16 protein-coding genes are annotated in these 20,429 nt (G+C 74.4%); 7 read left to right on the top strand and 9 right to left on the bottom strand.

All coding sequences use genetic code 11. From position 1 onward, the window contains the following. Positions 1-36: 36 nt before the first annotated feature. The 5 genes from AVW11_RS12845 to AVW11_RS12830 form a co-directional block, all read right to left on the bottom strand. Positions 37-891 (bottom strand): AAC(3) family N-acetyltransferase, encoded by an 855-nt coding sequence (locus AVW11_RS12845; protein WP_420713486.1) that lies wholly within the window; start codon positions 889-891, stop codon positions 37-39. Beyond that, positions 888-3,140: a radical SAM/SPASM protein FxsBH, inactivated beta-hydroxylase extension form gene (fxsBH, locus tag AVW11_RS12840; RefSeq protein WP_206281900.1), complete on the bottom strand. Its 2,253-nt coding sequence runs from the start codon at positions 3,138-3,140 to the stop codon at positions 888-890. Before fxsBH ends, AVW11_RS12845 begins: the two co-directional genes overlap by 4 nt. 28 nt (positions 3,141-3,168) lie before the next feature. Then, positions 3,169-3,333, bottom strand: coding sequence for an FXSXX-COOH protein (locus AVW11_RS36530; RefSeq protein ID WP_107277716.1), 165 nt, complete (start codon positions 3,331-3,333; stop codon positions 3,169-3,171). 777 nt (positions 3,334-4,110) lie between these two features. Further along, entirely contained in the window at positions 4,111-5,013 is a 903-nt protein-coding gene (locus AVW11_RS12835; protein WP_076044045.1) for an alpha/beta fold hydrolase, read from the bottom strand. A gap of 172 nt (positions 5,014-5,185) precedes the next feature. Beyond that, the gene (locus tag AVW11_RS12830; protein WP_030855269.1) at positions 5,186-5,788 is read right to left on the bottom strand and encodes a TetR/AcrR family transcriptional regulator; all 603 of its coding nucleotides are present in this window, start codon (positions 5,786-5,788) and stop codon (positions 5,186-5,188) included. Between the two features lie 132 nt (positions 5,789-5,920). Here AVW11_RS12830 and AVW11_RS12825 point away from each other — a divergent pair, with 132 nt between their 5' ends. The 3 genes from AVW11_RS12825 (at position 5,921) to AVW11_RS12815 (ending at position 9,477) form a co-directional block, all read left to right on the top strand. Further along, entirely contained in the window at positions 5,921-7,303 is a 1,383-nt protein-coding gene (locus tag AVW11_RS12825; RefSeq protein ID WP_030855271.1) for a purine-cytosine permease family protein, read from the top strand. 32 nt (positions 7,304-7,335) lie between these two features. Continuing rightward, the gene (locus AVW11_RS12820) at positions 7,336-8,985 is read left to right on the top strand and encodes an amidohydrolase (protein WP_076044044.1); all 1,650 of its coding nucleotides are present in this window, start codon (positions 7,336-7,338) and stop codon (positions 8,983-8,985) included. A 69-nt stretch (positions 8,986-9,054) separates the two neighbouring features. Then, positions 9,055-9,477 carry a hypothetical protein gene (locus AVW11_RS12815; RefSeq protein WP_060179975.1) on the top strand — a complete coding sequence of 141 codons (423 nt, stop codon included), beginning with the start codon at positions 9,055-9,057 and terminating at the stop codon, positions 9,475-9,477. Positions 9,478-10,102: 625 nt separating this feature from the next. Here the strand turns inward: AVW11_RS12815 and AVW11_RS12810 are convergent. After that, positions 10,103-11,137, bottom strand: coding sequence for a YhgE/Pip domain-containing protein (locus AVW11_RS12810; RefSeq protein WP_060179976.1), 1,035 nt, complete (start codon positions 11,135-11,137; stop codon positions 10,103-10,105). Between the two features lie 163 nt (positions 11,138-11,300). Between AVW11_RS12810 and AVW11_RS12805 the strand changes: the two genes are divergently transcribed. The 3 genes from AVW11_RS12805 to AVW11_RS12795 all read left to right on the top strand — a co-directional run bounded on the left by AVW11_RS12805 (position 11,301) and on the right by AVW11_RS12795 (position 16,900). Further along, entirely contained in the window at positions 11,301-14,882 is a 3,582-nt protein-coding gene (locus AVW11_RS12805) for a DNA polymerase III subunit alpha (RefSeq protein ID WP_076044043.1), read from the top strand. Continuing rightward, on the top strand, positions 14,879-15,883 hold the full coding sequence (locus AVW11_RS12800; protein ID WP_030855277.1) for a DinB/UmuC family translesion DNA polymerase: 1,005 nt from the start codon (positions 14,879-14,881) through the stop codon (positions 15,881-15,883). The genes AVW11_RS12805 and AVW11_RS12800 overlap by 4 nt, the downstream gene beginning before the upstream one ends. A 156-nt stretch (positions 15,884-16,039) precedes the next feature. Then, on the top strand, positions 16,040-16,900 hold the full coding sequence (locus AVW11_RS12795) for an esterase/lipase family protein (protein WP_030855279.1): 861 nt from the start codon (positions 16,040-16,042) through the stop codon (positions 16,898-16,900). Between the two features lie 213 nt (positions 16,901-17,113). On the opposite strand, the gene AVW11_RS12790 is transcribed toward AVW11_RS12795, so the two are convergent. From AVW11_RS12790 to AVW11_RS12780, 3 genes are all read right to left on the bottom strand, one after another. After that, the gene (locus tag AVW11_RS12790; protein WP_060179978.1) at positions 17,114-18,181 is read right to left on the bottom strand and encodes a lytic polysaccharide monooxygenase auxiliary activity family 9 protein; all 1,068 of its coding nucleotides are present in this window, start codon (positions 18,179-18,181) and stop codon (positions 17,114-17,116) included. A 232-nt stretch (positions 18,182-18,413) separates the two neighbouring features. Then, a complete protein-coding gene (locus tag AVW11_RS12785; RefSeq protein WP_060179979.1) occupies positions 18,414-18,896 on the bottom strand; it encodes a ribonuclease FAU-1 family protein in 483 nt (160 codons plus the stop codon). Next, on the bottom strand, positions 18,881-19,834 hold the full coding sequence (locus AVW11_RS12780; protein WP_076044042.1) for a GNAT family N-acetyltransferase: 954 nt from the start codon (positions 19,832-19,834) through the stop codon (positions 18,881-18,883). Before AVW11_RS12780 ends, AVW11_RS12785 begins: the two co-directional genes overlap by 16 nt. 81 nt (positions 19,835-19,915) lie before the next feature. Between AVW11_RS12780 and AVW11_RS12775 the strand changes: the two genes are divergently transcribed. After that, positions 19,916-20,305, top strand: coding sequence for a GntR family transcriptional regulator (locus tag AVW11_RS12775; RefSeq protein WP_030855284.1), 390 nt, complete (start codon positions 19,916-19,918; stop codon positions 20,303-20,305). The last annotated feature ends 124 nt before the right edge of the window (positions 20,306-20,429 follow it).

The raw sequence follows: 20,429 nt of genomic DNA, 5'->3' as shown, positions 1-20,429 counted from the left end.
GAGCTGCTTCGCCACATCCCCTCATCGTTCAGTCAATCAGCATCGGTTTTCGGTCATCCACTCAAGGGCGTGGTCGACGGCTTCCGGGACGGAGAAGAGCATGGCCGACGCCCCTGCGACCCGCCCCCTGCGCACCCGCGAATCCGGGAACGCCCTGCCGATCTCCGCGAAATCGCCGTCGTCCAGCGCGACGTCCTCGTATGCGGTCCACGCCCCCTCCTGGCGGGACCCCTGGTGCCCCTCCGGAGGATTCACCTTCACCACACACTCGTACATGCGCAAGGGGGGCTTCGGAATTCGATACTCCGCGAGATGGAAAGCGGTGCAGACGGAAAACCCCACATTGATCATGAGTACCTGTCCCCCCTCCCAGCACAGCTTTCCCAGAGGCGACTCCTCACCCAGGTGACTTTCGAGGCGGTGCCCGCCGCAGAGCCGCTCCGCGTCCGCGCCGAGCGCGGCGAACGAGGTCTGCGGGTGGGAACTGCGCGCAGCGCCCGGCGCGGTGCGCACGACCTCCGCCAGGGAGCCCATGCCCTGGCTGGGGGTGCTCGCCGGGTCGAACGCCGGCATCCGGTCACGAAAGGCCCGCACCTCGGCCTCGTCCATACCGGCGATCCGCTCCAGGTGGGCGCTGGAAGTCCTGGAGTTCTCCGGGGTGAACGCGGGCACCACCAGGGTCCCGCGCGGGCCCAGGACACCCGTCAGGGCGTCGCGCAGCTGCTCCGCGCGCAGCCCGGTCCCGCGCAGCGAGGCGTGGACCAGCAGCCGCATCCCCGGCCGTACGCCGAGCAGCCGCAGCTGCACCGCGAGCCGGAGGGTGCCCGCGGCCCGGCGGCCCCGGCCCGGGCCGGCCGGGGAGGGGGCCGGAGACGGGGAGTGGGCGCTCACGCGTCGACCGCCTTCAGTTCGTAGCGCAGCTCCGCCACCAGCCGCTTGCCGGTGACCGTCAGCTCGGCAGCGGTCGAGAGCCGGTCCAGGGCCTCGTGGATGCGGTCCGAGCCGCCCGGCTCGGGGCCCGCCGTCGCCCGCCGGTACGCCTCCACCGCCACCCGCTCGTGCACGTCGGCCAGCAGCCGCGACACCGGCACCGGGCGTGACCGCCACGGCGACGGGTGCTGCCACTGCCCGTCCAGCGCGTACAGGTCGGTCACCTCGGCCAGGGCCCGCAGCCGGGTCCGCCGCCGCCCGGTCAGCAGCGCGAGCGCCGTCTCCCGTACGCCCGCCGCGTACGGCACCCCGAGCGCCCCCGGCCCGTGCCGGCCCGCCTCGCCCCAGCCGCCGGCCCGCGGGCCGCCCGCGAGCGGGGTCAGCGTCGTCAGCCCGGCCGCCGCCGCCCGGGCGAAGCCGGGCACCGCCTTGTGCAGCAGGGCCCAGGCCCGGTCGAGCCGTCCCCGCCACTCCTCGGTCTCGCCGGCGCCGAGCCGGAGCCTGGGCGGGCGGGGGAAGCAGTTGCGGTACGGGTCGAGGTCCTCCAGCGCCACCGGCGCCGCGTCCGGGCCGGGCGACCAGGTGCGTACGGGCTGCCACCGGGCGTCGCCCGCCGCCGGCCCGAAGCGGTGCTCGGAGCGGCCGTCCCGGGCCGCGTAGCCGTCGTCGGTGACGTGCAGCGAGGCCCGGCCCTGGGTGCCCGGCTCGCCGAGCCGCAGCAGCCCGAGCGTCGGCAGGTACACCTCGCCGTCCCGGTAGGCCACCTCGGCCGGCAGGTCCAGCCCGCCGCGCAGCACGGCCGCGGCCGCCAGCGCGGTGAGCCTGCGGGCCGCCTCGGCGGCGCCGGGCCGGCCGTCGCGCGCGGCGTCCAGGGCCGCCAGCACCCAGGTCCGGGTGAACGGGTGGTCCAGTACGGCGTCCAGCGCGTCCGCGCCCGCCGGACCGGCCCGCTCCACCGCGGCCACCAGCTCCCAGGCGTGCGCCCAGCCGGGGTCGCCGGCCAGGTCGGCGTTCAGCCGGGCCAGCAGGATCCGGGTCAGCTCCTCCTGGGAGCGGGCCAGTTCGGCCGGGTCGGACAGCTGCCGAGCGGTCTCCCGGGGCGCGGTGCGCCCCTCCACCCCGTCCACCAGTTCGCGCAGGTCGGTGCAGTACACGGAGGGGTTGTCGAAGCCGTTGCGGTCGCGGTAGCGGTGGGTGTAGAGCCCGCCCCCGCACGAGCGTACGACGGGGCAGCGCCGGCACGAGTCGCTGACGCCGGCCAGGCCCAGTTGCCGGGCCCTGACCCCGGGGTGGGCCGCGACCCGGTCGAAGGCGTGGTCGAAGACGTTGAAGCCGGTGGCAGCCGCCCCCTCGAAGGCGCTCTTGAGGGAGTCCACCTGTTCCAGGGTGCCGTCGGTCTCGACGACGACGAGGTCGGTGGGCGCGAGGCCCAGCGACTCGGTGAGGCTGGGTCCGCCGCGCAGCGTCGACAGGAGGGACTCGAAGAGCCGGACGGGCACCGGGCGGCCCAGCCGCTCCCAGTGGTCGAAGATCCGCAGGAGCCAGCGGGCGTACGCGTCCGGGGCGCCGTCGGGTCGGACGGGCGGAGTTTCCCAGGTGGCGTGCGGGAGGAGGAAGTCCACGCGCGGGGGCTCGAGTTCGACGAGCGCGTCGAGCACGGCGACGGGGTCGTTGGCCACGTCCACGGTGCACAGCAGACCCTGGTAGAGGTGGCGGTAGGGCGCGGAGCGCAGCAGCGCGACGGCCGCGAGGACCAGCGGATGGCTCGTACGGCCGTCCGCGAAGCGGCGGTGGCGGTCGTTGGCGGCGCGGTCCCCGTCGAGGGAGATCCCGACCCGGACGCCGAACTCGGCGAAGAGGTCGAGGTAACGGGTGCTGAGCTGGAGCCCGTTGGTGTGGATCCGCAGGTCGAGGGCGGCGATCCCGGTGAGCGCCCGGCTGAACTCCTCGCAGACGAGGCGGAGCCGGGCCGTGCCCGCCAACAGGGGTTCCCCTCCGTGGAGAATCACCGTGACGGAGGGGAGTGCATGGTCACGGGCATGTTCGGCGAGCCTGGACGCGGTCCGTGAAATAACCTCGGGGGAGATCACTTTCGGCCGGGCCCGCCAGCTCTGATCTGCGTGTTCGTAGACGTAGCAATGATCACAAGCAAGATCGCATCTGCTGTGAACTTTCAGGACGATCTCGCGAAATGCGATCAGGCCGGTCATTCCGCCAGTCTAGAGCTCTCGCTCCGCCTCAGAGTGCGGAGTTGAAGATCGGCGCCTGAACCGGACGGCCGGATTCGGCCGGGAGCACGCGGCCGAGCGTCACGGCCGCGGACGCGGTCTCGACGTCGATCTTGGCGAGCGGGACCCGGCGGGCCTTGACCGTGCTGGTCGCGGGGGTTGCGGAAGTGTTCACGACACCGTCCTCGGGGAAGCCATATGGAATGGGCATGTGAATGACAACAGCGACGCGCTGCCGTCAAGCGTGGACTTTACTCGGCCACACCCCAATGGCAACCGAGACATGACGCCTGGTCAACCGTTCTATAGCGAGTGCGGCGCATTTCCCGAGGCGGCTTATTCGGCCGTTCGCCGGACGGCAAGATCCATTTCTCCCGGCGGGGGAACCGGCCGGGGTCCACGCCGGGCCGGACAGGGATCGCGGGCGGGGTCGGTGAGCGGCGCGAACCACCCGTGACCTGGGCGTCTCGGAGGAAGGCCGACGTCCTGGCCGGCCGGTACGGGATGATCATCGGCCCCGAGGCCGGGCCGCGGCTCGCCGGGGTGCCGGCCGCGGCTGCGGAAGGCGCCCGGCCCGAGGGCCCGGGTTCGGGCGCGGCCGACTTCCCGGGCGCCCCCGCCGAACAGCGGGAAGGGGCGGCGGCGACCGCGGTGCCGGCGCCCATCGCCGCGCCGGGTCGGGGCCGGCGGCGGACCGCGTGCGCTGGCGGACGGCGTACCCCGCGAGGAGTCCGACGCCGAGTGCGGCCATGCCGATGCCGTCCGCGCCAAGGGCCGCGGAGGCGGCCTCTCCGGGCTCGCGCCGGCCGGCCCTTCGGGCTGGGCCTGCTGTCGGGCGCGGACCTCCGCCCGGCAACACCCGCTGGGCAAGCGAGGTGTGACACCTGGTCGAGCACGCGGTCGAAAGCCGGTACGAAACCTCCGTGGCGGCCCGCCCGCGGCCGAACGGCCCCTACGCGGACTGCTGTTCGCTGAGCGGGGGGATCGGGAGGTCGCGCAGCAGCCAGTTCAGCACGTCGGGCAGCGCGCGCAGCGCCGCGAAGTGCGCGGCGGCCGGCTCGATCGCGGTGGTGGCCCCCGGGATCCGGCGCGCCAGCCAGCGGGAGTGGCCCACGGGGGAGAACACGTCGAGCTCCCCGTGCCAGATCAGCACCGGGCAGCGGATGTCGGCCGGGTCGAAGCCCCAGGGGCGGCTGAAGGCGAGGACGTCGTCGATCCAGCCGTAGGCCGAATGGCGCAGCCCCTCGCGGTAGTTCCGCAGCAGCATCGACCGCAGGCCGGCGTCCGAGACGATCATGCGGTCGTTGTCGGTCAGTTCCCGGCGCAGCTCGTCCAGCAGCCGGCCGGGGTCCTTGCGGATGCCGGCGGCCCGCGGGATGAGCCGGGCGGCCAGTTCCTCGGGGTCGGTGGAGGCGGTGGTGTACTCCCGGACGTTCGAGGCGGCCATCCCGGCGAACCAGTCCAGGTCCTCCGCGTCCCGGGGGGCCAGTCCCACCATCGCCGCGGTGCGGGTGACCCGCTCGGGCAGCAGGGCGGCGCAGGCCAGGGCGCCCGCGGCGCCTCCGGAACGGCCCGCCACGGCGAACCTGTCCAGGCCGAGGGAGTCGGCCACGGCGGCCACGTCGTGGGCCACGTCGGCGACGGTGCGGCCCGGGTGGCGGTCGGAGCCGCCGTAGCCGGGTCTGTCGTAGGCGATGAGCTGCATCCGGCGCTGGTAGAGGACCATGCCCCGGGGGGCCGGGCCCAGGCGGCTTCCGGGCATGCCGTGGAGCAGGAAGACGGGCTTGCCGTCCGGATCGCCCCAGCGCTCCACGGTCAGAGCGCGCCCGTCCGCTGTGCGCACCTGATGGCGCACGCGCTCCCTCCCTCACGTTCGGTGTGGGTCGTCACGGCGATTGTGCTCGCTGGGGGAGGAGTGCGGTAGGGCGCACTCCGGGGGCGATTCTCGCGAAGGTGCCCGCGAGCGCGCGCCGCCGACCGGTGGGGTTCGGGAGGCGGGAGTGCCGCGGCCGAAGGGGCGGGCGGGCTCAGAGGTGCTCGACCAGCAGGGCCGTCGCCGACCGCGCCCGCTCCAGCGCCCGCCCCCGGTCCGTGTCCCGCTGTCCCAGCACCACCCGGGTGCTCAGTCCGTCCAGCAGCGCGAGCAGCTCCGCGGCCCGCTCGGCCGTGTCCATCGGGGCGAACCGGCCCTGCTCGACGCCCTTCGCCAGCAGCGCCCGCAGGTCCTCGTGCCAGCCCGCGTCGAGCTCCTCCTGGGCCGCGCGCAGGTCCGTGTTGGACGGCGTACGGGCCCACAGCTCGATCCACAGGGTCCAGCGCGGGTCGCGCGGGCCGCGCGGCAGGTACAGCTCCAGGAAGAGCTCCAGCTTGCGGGCGGCCGGGACGCGGCGGCGCAGCAGGGCCGCGCGCTCGACCGCGAGCTGCTCCTCGCTCCAGCGCAGTGCCTCCAGCAGCAGCCGGTCCTTGCTGCCGAAGTAGTACAGGATGTGGCCGCCGCTGGTGCCGAGCCGGTCGGCGAGCTTGGACATGGTCAGCGCCGCGAGCCCGTCCTCGGCGATCGCCGCCATGGCCTCTTCCAGCATCCGCTCCTGGGCGACCTGCCCGTCGCGCCGCCGTGCCGCTCCTGCCACCGCTGCCGCCTCCCGATCTTCGTGGGCCGACCTTATCCCGGACAGGGTCTTGACGGGCGTCCGCTCCACCCCTCATCTTGAATGCCATTCAAGAACTTAGAACGCCATTCAAGATCAAGGGTGCGTGCAGCGATGAGTGACGAGATCTTCAGAGTCGAGACGCGCGGCATCGATCCGATCCCGGACAGCGAGCGGCACGGCAGGGCACGCGACCTCTTCTGGCTCTGGTTCGGCTCCAACCTGACCTTCACCTACGTGATCAACGGAGCCCTCGCCGTCGCCTTCGGCCTCACCTTCTGGCAGGCCACCACCGTGGTCGTGGTCAGCGGACTGGCCTTCTTCGCCATCAGCGCCGCCGGCCTGTCCGGCATCCGCACCGGCACCGCCACCCTGGTCATCTCCCGCGCCGCCTTCGGCGTCCGCGGCAACCTGCCCGCCGGAGTCCTCAACTGGCTCGTCGGCATCGGCTACACCATCCTCAACACCGTCGTCGGCACGCTCGCCCTCGAGGTCTTCCTCGAAGAAGTGGGCCTCCTGCACGGCACCCCCGCCCGGGCCGCCGCCCTCTTCGCCACCCTCGCGCTGACCTTCGTCGTCGCCCTGTGGGGGCACGCCACCGTCCAGTTCGCCGAACGCTGGATGGCCTACGCCCTCGCCGCCGGCTTCGCCGCCCTGCTCGCCTTCCTGCTGCCCGGCGCCGACACCACCGCCCCCGCGACCGGCGTGCCCGGCGCCTCCGGCTGGAGCCTGGCCTTCGTGATCATGCTGGCCGCCCCCTTCTCGTACCTGCCGATGCCCGCCGACTACACCCGCTACCTGCCCCGCACCACCTCGCTGAAGTCGATCACCTGGTACGGCGCCCTCGGCGGCTTCCTCTCCTCCGTCGCCCTCGGCATCGCGGGCGTCGCCGCGGCCACCCGCACCGACATGACCGACGCCGTCGCCGGCACCGAGAGCCTGCTCCCCGGCTGGTTCCAGCCCGTCTTCCTGGCCCTGGTCCTCGGCGGCTCCGTCACCAACTCGATCATCACGCTGTACTCCTCCAGCCTGAACCTCCAGGTCCTCGGCATCCCGTGGACCCGCTCCCAGGCCATCGTCGTCAGCGCCGCCATCACCGGCCTCGGCTCCCTCGCCGCGCTCTTCCTCACCGACTTCACGAGCGCGCTGACCTCCTTCCTCTCCCTCCTGATCATCGTGTTCGCGCCCTGGGGCGGAGTCTTCCTCGCCGACATGCTGCTGCGCCGCTGCCGCTACGACGGCCACGCCCTGCACACCACCGGCCCCGGCGGCGCCTACTGGTACCGCTCCGGCTACCACCCGGCCGGCCTCGCCGCGCTCCTCGCCGGCATCACCTTCGCCGCCCTGACCTGCGACTCCGAACTGTGGACCGGCCCGCTCGTGGCACCCCTGGGCGGCGCCGACCTCACCCTCCTCGGCGCGGTCGTCTCCGGCCTCGTCTACACGGCGCTGCAGCGCAGGACCCCCGCGCCCGCCGACGTCCCGGCCGCCGCCTGACCCCTCCCACCACCGCAACTGGAGCACCACCTGTGAACCATCCCGCCCACCTGCTGCTCACCGGCGCCCGCATCCACACCGTGGACCCGGACCTGCCCGAGGCGGAGGCCCTCGCCGTCCACGACGGCCGCATCGTGTGGATCGGCCCCGACCACGAGGCCGCCGCCTGGGCCGGCCCCCACACCGAACACATCGAAGCCGCCGGCCGCCTCGTCCTCCCCGGCTTCATCGACGCGCACAACCACGTCCGCCTCGGCTCCGACGACGCCTGCGTCCAGCTCGCCGGAGTACGGACCCTGGAGGGCATCCACGAGCGGATCCTCGCCTGGCGGGGGGCCAACCCCGACGCCGAGTGGATCGAGGCCGAGGCCTTCGACTACTCCGCGATCCCCGACGGGCGGATGCCGTGCGCCGCGGACCTCGACCCCGCCACCGGCGACACCCCGGCCATCGTGCTCTCGTACGACGTGCACACGGCCTGGCTCAACACCGCCGCCATGCGCCGGCTCGGCGTCACCCGCGACCGCACCGACCTCCCCTTCGGCACAGCGGCCCTGGACCCCGCCACCGGCGAACCCACCGGATTCGTCAAGGACTTCGCCGTCAAGGGCCTCTCCCGCGAAGGCCACCGCGCACTGCGCCGCCTCGGCGTCCCGTGGGCCTCCCCGGACCGGCAGTACGGGCGCCTCGCCAAGAGCCTCGACGACGCGATCGGATTCGGCATCACCACCGTCGTGGAACCGCAGAACTCCCTCGACGACCTCGCCCTCTTCGAGCGGGCCAGGGCGGAGGGCCGGCTGCGACCGCGGATCGTCGCCGCGCTCTTCCACCCGCGCGGCACCACACCGCAGGACCTCGACGACTTCGAGGCGGCCGCCCGCTCCTACGCGGGGGACCGGCTGCGCGTCGGCCCCCTCAAGCTCTACATCGACGACGTCGTGGAGCCGCGCACCGCCGCGCTGCTGGAGCCGTACACCGGATGCGGCACGCACCGCGGCGAGACCTTCTACCCGGCCGAGGAATTCGCGGAACTGCTGGCCGGCCTGGACGCGCGGGGCTTCCAGTGCTTCGTGCACGCCACCGGCGACCGGGGCATCCGCACCGTCCTGGACGCCGTCGAGCACGCGCGGTCCGTGAACGGCCCGCGCGACGCCCGCCACCAGGTGGTCCACGTGGAGTGCCTGGACCCCGCGGACGTACCGCGCTTCGAGGAGCTCGGCGTCGTCGCCTGCATGCAGCCCAGGCACTGCGCCCCGGAGATCGCCGGCCCGGGCAAGGACTGGGCGCAGAACGTCGGCGAGGACCGCTGGCACAAGGCCTGGCCCATGCGCAGCCTGCACGAGGCGGGAGCGGTACTGGCGTTCTCCAGCGACTGGAACGTGGCGGAGATGGACCCGATGATCGGCATCTACACGGCCGTGACGCGCCGCCCGCTGTCCGGCGACGGCCCGGCCTGGCAGCCCGCCGAGACGGTGGACGTCGCCACGGCGGTGCACGGCTACACGATGGGCTCCGCCCACGCCAACTTCCTGGAACGGGAACGCGGTTCGCTCACCGTGGGCAAGGTGGCGGACTTCGTGGTCCTCTCCCGCGACATCTTCGCCGTCCCGGTGGACGAGATCCCGGGCACGGTGGCCGAAACGGTGGTGGTGGCGGGCGAAATCGTCCACCGGGCGCGCTGACCCCGGCCGGCCCCCGTGCCTAAGGTGATCCCCGCCGGGGGCGCCGTGCCCCGGGGAGGGGCGGGGGACATGGAGATGACCACGATCGTCGAATACGCGGTGCTCGCGCTCGTCGCCGCCCTCGCCGGGACGCTGACGCGCCGGACCGTCGCCCGCCGGGCCGCCGGACGCACGGCGGCGGCCTCCGGCGGAGCCGCCGTGGACGTGCCCTGCCAGGCGCGGTGGCGGCAGGGCCTGCGGCGGCGGTTCTTCGGCTACGGCAAGCTGGGCGCGGGCCCGGACGGGGCCGGCGCCGTCTTCAAGGCCCCGCTGCGCCCGGCGGTCCGGCTGCCCACGGGCGGCCGGGCGGTCGTACGCGAGAGCTGGCGGCCGGGCATGCGGGTTCTGGAGTACCGGGCCCCGGACGGGCGGCGCATCGACTTCCAGGTCTACGACGCCGAGGCCGACCGCGCGGTGCGGCTGCTGGGGGTGCCGGATCCGGTGGACCGGTGACCGGGCGGGGGTTCGGCCTTCGGGGAGGGCTCCGTGCGTGGCGACCACCGTCCGGGTCAGCAGAGGCCGGTCTGTTGAGGACCATCGGCGCAGGCGGCCGGCGCGGCCACGGCCCGGCCGGGGATGCCCTTCGGGGACCGGGCTCGCGCCTGCTGGAGCGGGGACGGGGAGGGGTGTCCCCGCAGGACGAGCGCGCGACCACCGCTCACGGCCGAGACACCCCGCACGCGCCGAGCCGAGGAGATACCCCTGCCCGGCACCGCGACCGGCCCGCGCCGTGCCCGTATCCCGCCCGTACGGCGAGGCCACGGCCCGGCCGGGGACGCCCTTCGGGGAACCGGGCTCGTACTGCTGGAGTGGGGACGGGGAGGGGTGTCCCCGCAGGACGAGCGCGCTGCCACCGCTCATGGCCGAGACACCTCGCGCGCGCCGAGCCGAGGAGATACCCCTGCCCGGCACCGCGACCCGCCCGCACCGAGCCCGTATCCCGCCCGGCGGCCCGGATTCTGTCCTGCTTCCCGCGAGGGGGCCCGTATCCCGCCCGGCGGCGCGGATTCCGTCCTGCTCCCCGCGTAGGGGCCCGTATCCCGCCCGCCGGGCCCGCGCTCCGCGCGTCGGGGCCGGGTCAGGTCGTGCCCGCCGGGGCGTCGGGGCGGGGGCGGCGGAGGGTTGCGCAGGCCAGGGTGACCGCGGCGCCGACCAGCGCCCAGGCGGCCAGCACCAGCAGCGGCCCGCCGGCGCCGTTGCCGTCGAAGTACGTGATGGAGCGCGCGGCGTACGTACCGGCGCCCGGTGGCAGGGCCGGCCCGATGGTGCTCCAGAACGGCGGCAGCAGCGGGTACGGGTAGGCGCCGCCCGCGCTCGGGTTGCCGAGCACCACGACCAGCAGGATCGCGAGGCCGATGCCGATCACCCCCGCCAGGCCCTGGAAGGCGAGGGTGATCGCGCCGACCGCGAAGACGACCAGGGTGCCCAGCCCCCACAGGCCCCAGACGCTGCCGGGCAGCGCGTCCAGGACCGGCCCGGCGATGACCGCGCCGAGCAGTCCGGCGGCGAGCGCGTACACGAGCAGCGCGCCCAGCCGGATGACGGCGCGGTGCCCGTTGGCGGGCCGCGCGCCGGCGCTGATCGCGAGGATCGCTGCGCACAGGTAGCCGCCGACGCACCATCCGATGACGAGGTAGAAGGAGCTCAGCCCGCGGCTGTCGCCCTTGGCGGCCGGTGCCACGTCGGTGACCCGCACGGTCCGCCCCTGGGCCCGTTCGGCGGCGCCCACGACCTCCTCCAGGGCCTGGGACAGCGAGGCTCCGGCGCCCGAGGCGACCAGCAGCCGGTCGGTCCGGCCGGCCGGGTCGATGATCAGCGCGCCGTCGACGTCCCGGTCCCGTACCTGCGCGAGCGCCGCTGCCTCGTCCTCGACGACGCGGGGGTCGAGCGGGTCACCGGGCAGGGCGCCGAGCTGCTGCGCGGACCGCTCGGCCGCCGGCGCGGCCGGCGCGGTCACGGCGATCGGGATCTCGCTGGGCTTCGGATGGTGGAAGGCCCCGATGTACGAGGTGATGAAGGCGAGCTGGAGCGCCAGTACCCCCAGGACGAGCAGCGCCGCCCGGGTGGTCACGGCGTCCTTGATCTCGGCGAGGAAACCTTGGGACGGGGTCATGTCTCACACGCTCGGCGTGCGGGGGGCGGGCCGCAGCAGGGGCGGGCCGAACGGATGACTCCCGACCCTTCAGGTGATCGAACAAGTGTTTCGCACGGGTATTCGAATTGCTCTATGGTGGAGAGCGGGGGTGGTGTTCAACGAGCGAAGCAGGAGGCCGCGGGTGCCTGGTTTTACGCATCTGCACACCGTTTCGGGGTTCTCCATGCGCTACGGAGGCTCGCACCCGGAACGGCTGGCGGAGCGTGCCGCCGAGCGGGGCATGGACGCCCTCGCCCTGACCGACCGCGACACCCTGGCGGGCGCGGTCCGGTTCGCGAAGGCGTGTGCCGACGCGGGCATCCGGCCGCTGTTCGGCGTGGACATGGCGGTGTCTCCCGCAGGTTCCCCCGCGGCGGGCTCGGCCGGGCCGGGGGGCTCGACCGCTTCCGCCGCGGGCGGCGGTCCGGCCGGGGCCTCGTACCGGCGGCGCACCCCCGTCAAGGGAGGGGCCTTCCTGGACGAGTCCGCCGCCCGGGCCGTCTTCCTGGCCCGGGACGGGGCCGCCGGCTGGTCCGAGCTGTGCCGGATGGTCACCGCCGCCCACGCGACGGCCGCCGAGGTCCCGGTCGTCCCCTGGGACGCGCTGCGCGGGGAGGGCGTCTTCGTCCTCCTCGGGCCCGGCTCCGAGGTGGGGCGGGCGCTCGCGGCGGGCCGACCCGACCGGGCCGCCCGGCTGCTCGCGCCCTGGCGCGAGGTCTACGGCGACTCCCTGCGCCTGGAGGCCGTCCACCACGGCCGCACCGGCACCGGCCCCGGCTCGCTGCGGCTGGCCGCCCGTACCGTCGGCTTCGCCGCCGAGCAGGGCGTCCCGGCCGTGCTCACCAACGCCGTCCGCTACGCCGACCCCGGCCAGGGCCCGGTCGCCGACATCCTCGACGCGGCCCGCCGCCTGGTCCCCATCGACCGCCGCGGCCCCCTCGACACCGGCGAGCGCTGGCTCAAGGCCCCCGCCGCCATGGCCGAGACGGCCGACCTGATCGCCCGGGCGGCCGGCCTCGGCCCCGCCGACGCCCGCCGCCTGCTCGCACAGACCCGGCACACCGCCGAGGCCTGCTCCGTGGACCCCGAGGACGACCTCGGCATCGGCTCCGTGCACTTCCCCGAGGCCCGGCTCGTCGGCGCCGCCCACCGCAGCGCCCAGCGGGTCCTCACCTCCAGGGCCTCCGCCGGGATGGTGCTGCGCGGCTACGCGGGCGACCCCGCCTACTGGGAGCGGATGCACCACGAACTCGACATCATCGCCCACCACGGCTTCGCCTCGTACTTCCTGACCGTCGCCCAGGTGGTCGACGACGTACGGGAGATGGGCATCCGGGTGGCGGCCCGCGGCTCCGGCGCCGGCTCCCTCGTCAACCACCTGCTCGGGATCGCGCACGCCGACCCCGTCGAGCACGGCCTGCTGATGGAGCGCTTCCTGTCCAAGCGCCGGCGTGTCCTGCCCGACATCGACATCGACGTGGAGTCCGCGCGCAGGCTGGAGGTCTACCGGCGGATCATCGACCGGTTCGGCGCCGAGCGCGTCGCCACCGTCTCCATGCCCGAGACCTACCGGGTCCGGCACGCCATCCGGGACGTCGGCGCCGCCCTGTCGATGGACCCGGCCGTCGTCGACCGGCTCGCCAAGGCCTTCCCGCACATCCGGGCCCGCGACGCCCGGGCCGCGCTGGAGGAGCTGCCGGAACTGCGGGACGTACGCGGGCAGTCGCACGGGCGGCTGTGGGAGCTCGTCGAATCGCTGGACGCGCTGCCGCGCGGGATCGCCATGCACCCGTGCGGGGTGCTCCTGTCCGACGCCTCGCTGCTCGCCCGTACGCCGGTGGTCCCCACCAGTGGCGAGGGCTTCCCCATGTCCCAGTTCGACAAGGACGACGTGGAGGAGCTCGGGCTGCTCAAGCTGGACGTGCTGGGCGTGCGGATGCAGTCCGCGATGGCGCACGCGGTCGCGGAGATCCGGCGCGGCACGGGGGAGGAGCTCGACCTGGACGACCCGGCGCAGGTGCCGCCGGGCGACCGGGCCACGTACGAGCTGATCCGCTCGGCCGAGACGCTGGGCTGCTTCCAGATCGAATCGCCGGGCCAGCGGGACCTGGTGGGGCGGCTCCAGCCGTCGACCTTCCACGACCTGGTCGTCGACATCTCCCTCTTCCGCCCGGGCCCGGTGGCCGCCGACATGGTGCGGCCCTTCATCGAGGCCCGGCACGGGCGGGCGCCGGTGCGCTTCCCGCACCCGGACCTCGCCGACGCGCTGCGCGAGACGTACGGGGTGGTGGTCTTCCACGAGCAGATCATCGAGATCGTGGACGTCATGACCGGCTGCGGGCGGGACGAGGCGGACCGCGTGCGGCGCGGACTGTCCGACCCGCCGTCGCAGGCGCGGATCAAGGTCTGGTTCGCGGCCAAGGCGGCCGAGCGGGGCTATCCGGTGGAGGTGGTCGCCCGTACCTGGGAGATCGTGGAGGCCTTCGGGTCGTACGGCTTCTGCAAGGCGCACGCGGTGGCCTTCGCCGTGCCCACCTACCAGTCGGCCTGGCTGAAGGCGCACCACCCCGCGGCCTTCTACGCCGGGCTGCTGACCCACGATCCGGGGATGTACCCGAAGCGGCTGCTGCTGGCGGACGCCCGGCGGCGGGGCGTGCCGGTGCTGCCGCTGGACGTGAACCGGTCGGCGGTCGCCCACCGCATCGAACTGGTGTCCGATACGGATGGTGTGTGGGGGCTGCGGCTGGGGCTCGGCGACGTCCACGGCATCAGCGGGGCGGAGGCGGACCGGATCGAGTCCGGGCAGCCGTACGCCTCCCTGCGCGACTTCTGGGACCGGGCGCATCCGGGACGGCCGGTCGCCGAACGGCTCGCGCAGGTCGGCGCCCTGGACTCGTTCGGCGCCAACCGGCGTGACCTGATGCTGCACTTGACCGAGCTGCACGGCGCACAGCGGGCGGCCGGTGTACGCGGCCCCCAACTCCCGCTGGAGGGCGGCCGGTCCACGGCGTCGGTCGGGCTGCCCGACCTGAGCGACGCGGAACGGCTCAGCGCCGAGCTGGGCGTCCTCGGCATGGACGCCTCGCGGCACCTGATGGGCGACCACCACGCCTTCCTGGCCGAGCTGGGTGTGATCCCGGCGCGCCGGCTGCGGGAGACCGGGCACGGGCAGACCGTGCTCGTCGCGGGCGCCAAGGCGGCCACCCAGACCCCGCCGATCCGGTCCGGGAGGCGGGTCATCTTCACGACGCTGGACGACGGTACGGGCCTGGTCGACCTGGCCTTCTTCGACGACAGCCACGAGCGGTGCGCGCACACCGTCTTCCACTCCTTCCTGCTGCTGGTGCGCGGTGTCGTGCAGCGCAGGGGCCCGCAGAGCCTGAGCGTGGTCGGGGCGGCGGTGTGGAACCTGGCGGAGCTGGTGGAACTGCGGGCGGCGGGCGGCCTGGACGCGGTCGCGGCCCGCCTCGCCGAGCCGGCCGGCAACGGCTCCGGCAACGGCAACGGCTCCGGCTCCTATAACGGCTCCGGCAACGGCTCCGGCGGCCCGGCCGCCGCAGACGGGGACGCGGCCGGCGAGGAGCCGGCGGCGAAGGGGCCCGGCCGCACGATCCGCATGTCCACGGGGTACGAGATGAACCCCTGGGCCGACCTCCAGCCGCCGGGCACCGGCCCCGCCACCGGACGCAAGCTGTGGCACTCCAGCCCGGGGAGCGCGGGATGAGCACCACCGGGAAGGCCGTGATGTGCCTGCGCCTGCACCCCGCCGGCGGAGGGCCGCTCGGCGCGCACGAGTACGCCGGGGTGCTCGCGCTGCTCGGCGGGATCACCCCGGCCGTGCAGGCCCTGCCGCCGGACGCCGCCCTCGCCGATGTCCGCGGCGCGCTGCGCTACTTCGGCTGCGACGCCCGCAGGCTGGCCGCCGTGATCCGGGTCCGGGCCCTCGCCCTGTACGGCGTGGACGCCGCCGTCGGCGTGGCCGGCAATCCGATGCTGGCCCGGGCGGCGGCCCGCGAGGCCCGGCCCGGCGGGACCCTGGTGCTCCCCGAAGACCCCGACGCCGTCAGGGACTTCCTGGCGGACAAGCCCGTCACCGCACTCGACGGGGTCGGCGCGAAGGCCGCCCGCACCCTGTGCTCCTACGGCCTCGACTCCGTCGGCCGGGTCGCCGCCGCCCCGCCCGCCGCCCTGCGGCGGATCCTCGGCGCCCGGCTCGGCCGCGAGGTGCACGAGCGCGCCCTCGGGATCGACCGGACCCCCGTCCGGCCGGGCGCCGCCGCCCGCGCCCTCGCCGCCGAGCGGCTCTTCGACCGGGACGAGCTGGATCCCGTACGACACCGGCGGGCCCTGCTCTCGCTGACGGAGGAGCTCGGCGCGAAGCTTCGTACACAAGAGGGCGGGCAGGTGTGCCGCGCCCTGACGCTCACCGTCCGCTGCGCCGACCGCACCACGCTCACCCGGACCCGCACCCTGGCCGAACCCACCGCGCACTCGGCGGCCCTGACCGCCACGGCCTACGCCCTGTACGGCGGCCTCGGCCTCCAGCGGGCCCGCGTCCGCGCGCTGTCCCTGCGGGCCGAGGACCTGATCCCGGCCGAACGGGCCGTGCGGCAGCTCAGTTTCGACCCCGAGGACGAGAAGGCCCGCCGCCTGGAGGCCGTCACGGACCGGGTCCGTTCGCGCTTCGGCCCGCACGCCATCGCCCGTGGCACGCTGGCCGCCTGACGGTCGATCGGACGACACGCGAGTTTTTACCGACGCGTAACTTCCCTGTGTTGCTACTCACACGTAATTTAGCGGCAGCAGCGCCCCCTTGTGATCCGGATCACGGGACGAATCCCCCCGCTCATCCCCTTGAGTCGACCGCAAGGAGATCACACGATGCTGCCCTGGAGACGCCTGCTCCGCCCGCTGGCCGTCCTCACCCTCACCGCCGCCGCACTCGTCGCCCCCACCGGGGCGGCGCAGGCCGCGTCCGCCCCCAGCAGCGGCTGGAACAACTGGTCCTGCAAGCCCTCCGCCGCCCACCCGCGCCCCGTCGTCCTCGTCCACGGAACCTTCGGCAACTCCTGGGACAACTGGCTCGGCCTCGCCCCGTACCTCGTGCACCGCGGGTACTGCGTCTACTCGCTCGACTACGGCCAACTGCCCGGCGTGCCCTTCTTCAACGGGCTCGGCCCCATCGACAAGTCCGCCGAACAGCTCGACGTCTTCGTCGACAAGGTGCTCGCCTCGACCGGTGCGTCCAAGACCGACATCATCGGGCACTCCCAGGGCGGCATGATGCCGCGCTACTACCTGAAGTTCCTCGGGGGCGCGCAGAAGGTGAACGCGCTGGTCGGACTCGCCCCCGACAACCACGGCACCACCCTGCTCGGGTTCACCAAGCTCCTCCCGTACTTCCCCGGGGCGGAGCACCTGATCAGCAGCGCGACCCCGGGCCTCGCCGACCAGATCGCCGGCTCGGCCTTCCTGCAGAAGCTCAACGAGGGCGGGGACACCGTGCCCGGGGTGAAGTACACGGTGATCGCCACCAAGTACGACGAGGTGGTGACGCCGTACCGGAGCGGCTTCCTGGAGGGGCCGAACGTACGCAACGTCGTGCTCCAGGACCTGTGCTTCCTGGACCTTTCGGAGCACGTGGCCATCGGGCTCACCGACCGGATCGCCTGGCACGAGGCGCTCAACGCCCTCGACCCGGCCAACGCCGAACGGACCACCTGCGCCTCGGTCTTCGACTGACACCGGGCGGGGGCGGTCCGCCGGGGAAGGCCCGCTCGACTGGCGGCCGTGGCTAGTGCTGTGACCGGCAAGGTTCACCGGGTCGCGACGCCCGGCACGGCACCTCGCCGCGTTGTCGGACCGCGCACGTACGTCCAGTACGAGCTGCGGCCCTCCGCCTTGCGATGCACCGCACCGGACGCCGCGCCCCGGCAAACCTCTCCGGCCACAGCACTAGCGGCCGTGGCGGCCCGCCGTCGTCGCACGGCGGCGGGCCGTCGCGAACAGCGCGGCGGCGCCGACGGCCAGGGCGCCGGCCCCGGCGATCGCGATGGACGGGGTGGCGCTGTTGCCGCCGGTCTCCGCCAGGTTGCCGCCCGCCGACGCGCCCGGGTCCGCCGGGTTCGCGGAGGCGGGCGAGGACGGGGACGGGGACGGCAGGGAGGCGCCGGCCGCGCCGTTCGTCTTCGGGTCGTTGTCGCCGTGGCCGTTGTGCTCCACCGAGGACTTGCCGGCGCCGTCGGCGATCTGCCGGTCGGTCGGGGCGGAGGGCTTGTCGGCCGGCTTCGACCCGCTGCCGGTGCCGCTGCCGCTGCCGGTGGTGGGCTTGGTGCCGGGGGAGGTCCCCGCACCGCCGTTGCCCCCGTTGCCCCCGTTGTCCTTGCCGAAGACCACGTCCGAGCAGGTGTAGAAGGCCTCCGGGCTGTCGGAGCGCTGCCAGATGCTGTAGATCAGGTGGCGGCCGGACTTGTTCGGGACGGTCCCGGAGAAGACGTAGTCGCCGTTCTGCATGCCCGGGTCGGTGGCCTTGGCGAACGGCGCGGGCTCCAGGTCGGACCACTTCAGCGGCTTCGACGGGTCGTAGCCGTCCTTCGTCACGTACAGCTCGAAGGAGCCCTTGTGCGGTGCCGTCCCCTTGTAGCGGAAGGTGTGCGGGCCGGCGGACATCGGGCTGGCCGGCCAGTCGCCGCGGGCGAGGTCCAGCCCCTGGTACTTGTCGTTGCCGGCCGAGCACAGCTGGCCGTTCGGGATCAGCGCCTGGTGGTTCCCGGCGGCGTTGGCGATGTTGACGGCGTTCCAGTCGTAGAACGCCTGGGCCCCGCTCGCGGCGACCGCCGCCTTGCAGGCCGCCGACTTCGGCGACTCCGGACCCTCCGCGTAGCACGCCGCGACCCGGCTGACCGGGTCCGTCATCGAGCCGTGGGCGGCCGCGGGCCCGGCGGCGTACGCGGCCAGCGCGAGCGGGGCGAGACCGGCGGCGGCGATACGGATCGGCGTCACGGTACGGCGGCGTGCGGGCATGAGTGGATCTCCTTCGGGCAAAGGCGGGGGCGCGCCTGCGGAAACCGGGCTCGGCGGCGCCGCCCCCCGGCGGCGCCACGACCGGCCCTTCCTGTCCTGGCCCTGCCAAGCTAGCCCCCGGACCACGCCTTTTCGCCGCTCGGAGGCCCCAGGAGGGGATCCTTAGGCTCCGCTTAAGGAGGGGGAAAGAGCGGCATCAGGAACCACCCCCGCACCGCGGGGGGAACGCCGCCTACCGCAGCAGCGCGGACAGGCCGGACGCGGAACGGGCCTGGTCCTCCAGGGCGTCCAGGGCGCGGACGGCCTGGGCCGCCGCCTCCGGGTCGCTCGCCGCGAGCCCGCTCCCGGCGAACTCGTCCTCGTCCAGCCGCAGTACGGATGTCCCGTCCGCCGAGACCCACAGGTCGAGGTCCAGGTCCTCCACGAGGATCTCCCCGCTCTGGATGTGGACCGGTCGCGTCACGTCGCAGTACCAGCCCTTCAGGACCCCGTCGCCCGTGCGCACCTCCTTGACCGCGTACCAGCGGGTCCGCCAGAAGTGCTCGACGAACACGTCGCCCGGCTCGAAGCGGACGAACCCGAAGTCCCGCACGCCCTCCGCGGCCCACGGGGCCCGTACGCAGATGCGGTCGCCGTCGTCCGCGACCCGCGTCGCCGGATAGCGGATCTTGGTCCGGCCCGCCTTGGTCAGGACGACGGTCAGCTGCTCGGCCACTGGGTCCCCAGCCTCCTCGTGTAGTGCGTCTCGGTCGCGCAGATCTCGTACCCGAACCACCGGTTGATGGCGAGCATCGGGTCGTTGCCGGCGTCGTTGCCCGTGAACGCCTCCGTGTAGCCGGCCGCGCGGGCCCGGTGCAGGGAGGTGTTCTTGGCGAGCTTGGCCAGGCCGCGGCCGCGGAAGGCGCGCAGCGTGCCGGTCATCGCCGAGGCGTAGCGGGTGGCGCCGTCGGTGCGGGCGGCGCTGAAGGCCACCGCCTTCCCGTCGACCAGGGCGACGGTCGTCAGCTCCTTGTCGAGGGAGGGGTTGTGCCAGGTGTGGGTCAGCCAGTCCTCGTAGTCGTCGAGCTCGGCCCCCACGTCACCCGGTTCGTCGGCCGTCGTCTCGGCGTCGATGGCGAAGAGGGGACGGGGGTCCGCGGCGAAGGCGTCGGCGGGCAGCAGCTCCACCCCGGCCGGGAGGGCCGCCGGGAGCGCGGGCAGCGCGGCCGCGGCCAGGTCCAGGCGCAGGAAGTGCGCCGAGCGGCCGGGGCGGTAGCCGTGCCGTTCGGCGAAGGCGCGGTGCGCGGGCTCGTCGAGGACCCAGGCGTAGGAGTCCACCGCGCCCCGGGCGGCGAGGTGCTCCTCGGCCGCGCGCAGGAGGCCCCGGCCGGCGCCGAGGCCCCGGCGGGCGGGGTCGACGTACGTGTTGGCGTACCCCTGGCCCGGCCGGGGGCTGTCGTGGGCGATGCCGGCCTGGGCACTGCCGACGACCTCGCCGTCGGGGGTCTCGGCGACGAGGACGCGGTGGTGCCTGTCGGGGTGGGAGCGGGCGAGCTCGTGGGTCACGTCCCCGGCACTGGTGATCAGGAACGGCAGGGCCGCGCGGCGTACCCGCACCACCGACTCCACGTCCCGGAGGTCGTCCGGACGCAGGTCGCGGATCAGAACGGTCATGCGGCAGACGCTATGCGCGCCCGCCCGCCCGGCGCCTCCCAATTAACCGCCGATGGTGGACGATGGTGGACAATCAGCCCCGTGAGCTCGACGAACCTGAAGATCACCATCGACGGCTCGGCCGGGTCGGCCGCCCCGTACGAACAACTGCGCGCGCAGATCGCCGACCGGGCCCGGTCGGGGAAGCTGCCGGCCGGCTTCAAGCTGCCGACGGTACGGGGGCTGGCGGAGGACCTGGGGCTGGCCGCCAACACCGTCGCGAAGGCCTACCGGGCGCTGGAGGCCGACGGGGTGATCGAGACGCGGGGCCGCAACGGGACCTTCGTCGCCGCGGCCGGGGAAGGCGCGGCGCGCGAGGCCGCGTCGGCCGCGCAGGCGTTCGCGGAGCGGGTGCACCGGCTGGGGCTGACGGAGGCCGAGGCGGTCTCCGCCGCGACCGAAGCCCTCCGGGCCAGGTACGCCGCGAAGTAACCCGCCCCTGCGTCCCTGGCCCTGCCGACCAGGGGCTCCGGCGGCCTGGTTGGCGGGGCGGCCCGCGGGCCCGGTGGCCTCGCCTGCGGCTTCCGGTCCTGCGGCCCGCCGCCTGCGGCTTCCG

This window comes from Streptomyces amritsarensis (genome assembly GCF_001953875.1).
In the GTDB taxonomy this organism is placed as follows: domain Bacteria; phylum Actinomycetota; class Actinomycetes; order Streptomycetales; family Streptomycetaceae; genus Streptomyces; species Streptomyces amritsarensis.
The sequence above is the reverse complement of the archived record's forward strand: the minus strand, read 5'-3'. Positions and strand labels throughout refer to the sequence as shown.

What these genes read in the sequence shown, in the direction of transcription:
- AVW11_RS12825 (WP_030855271.1), top strand. Translation starts at nt 5,921, where the DNA reads ATGAGTGACGAGATCTTCAGAGTCGAGACGCGCGGCATCGATCCGATC.
- AVW11_RS12810 (WP_060179976.1), bottom strand. Translation starts at nt 11,137, where the DNA reads ATGACCCCGTCCCAAGGTTTCCTCGCCGAGATCAAGGACGCCGTGACC.
- fxsBH (WP_206281900.1), bottom strand. Translation starts at nt 3,140, where the DNA reads ATGACCGGCCTGATCGCATTTCGCGAGATCGTCCTGAAAGTTCACAGC.
- AVW11_RS12815 (WP_060179975.1), top strand. Translation starts at nt 9,055, where the DNA reads ATGGAGATGACCACGATCGTCGAATACGCGGTGCTCGCGCTCGTCGCC.
- AVW11_RS12780 (WP_076044042.1), bottom strand. Translation starts at nt 19,834, where the DNA reads ATGACCGTTCTGATCCGCGACCTGCGTCCGGACGACCTCCGGGACGTG.
- AVW11_RS12790 (WP_060179978.1), bottom strand. Translation starts at nt 18,181, where the DNA reads ATGCCCGCACGCCGCCGTACCGTGACGCCGATCCGTATCGCCGCCGCC.
- AVW11_RS12795 (WP_030855279.1), top strand. Translation starts at nt 16,040, where the DNA reads ATGCTGCCCTGGAGACGCCTGCTCCGCCCGCTGGCCGTCCTCACCCTC.
- AVW11_RS12800 (WP_030855277.1), top strand. Translation starts at nt 14,879, where the DNA reads ATGAGCACCACCGGGAAGGCCGTGATGTGCCTGCGCCTGCACCCCGCC.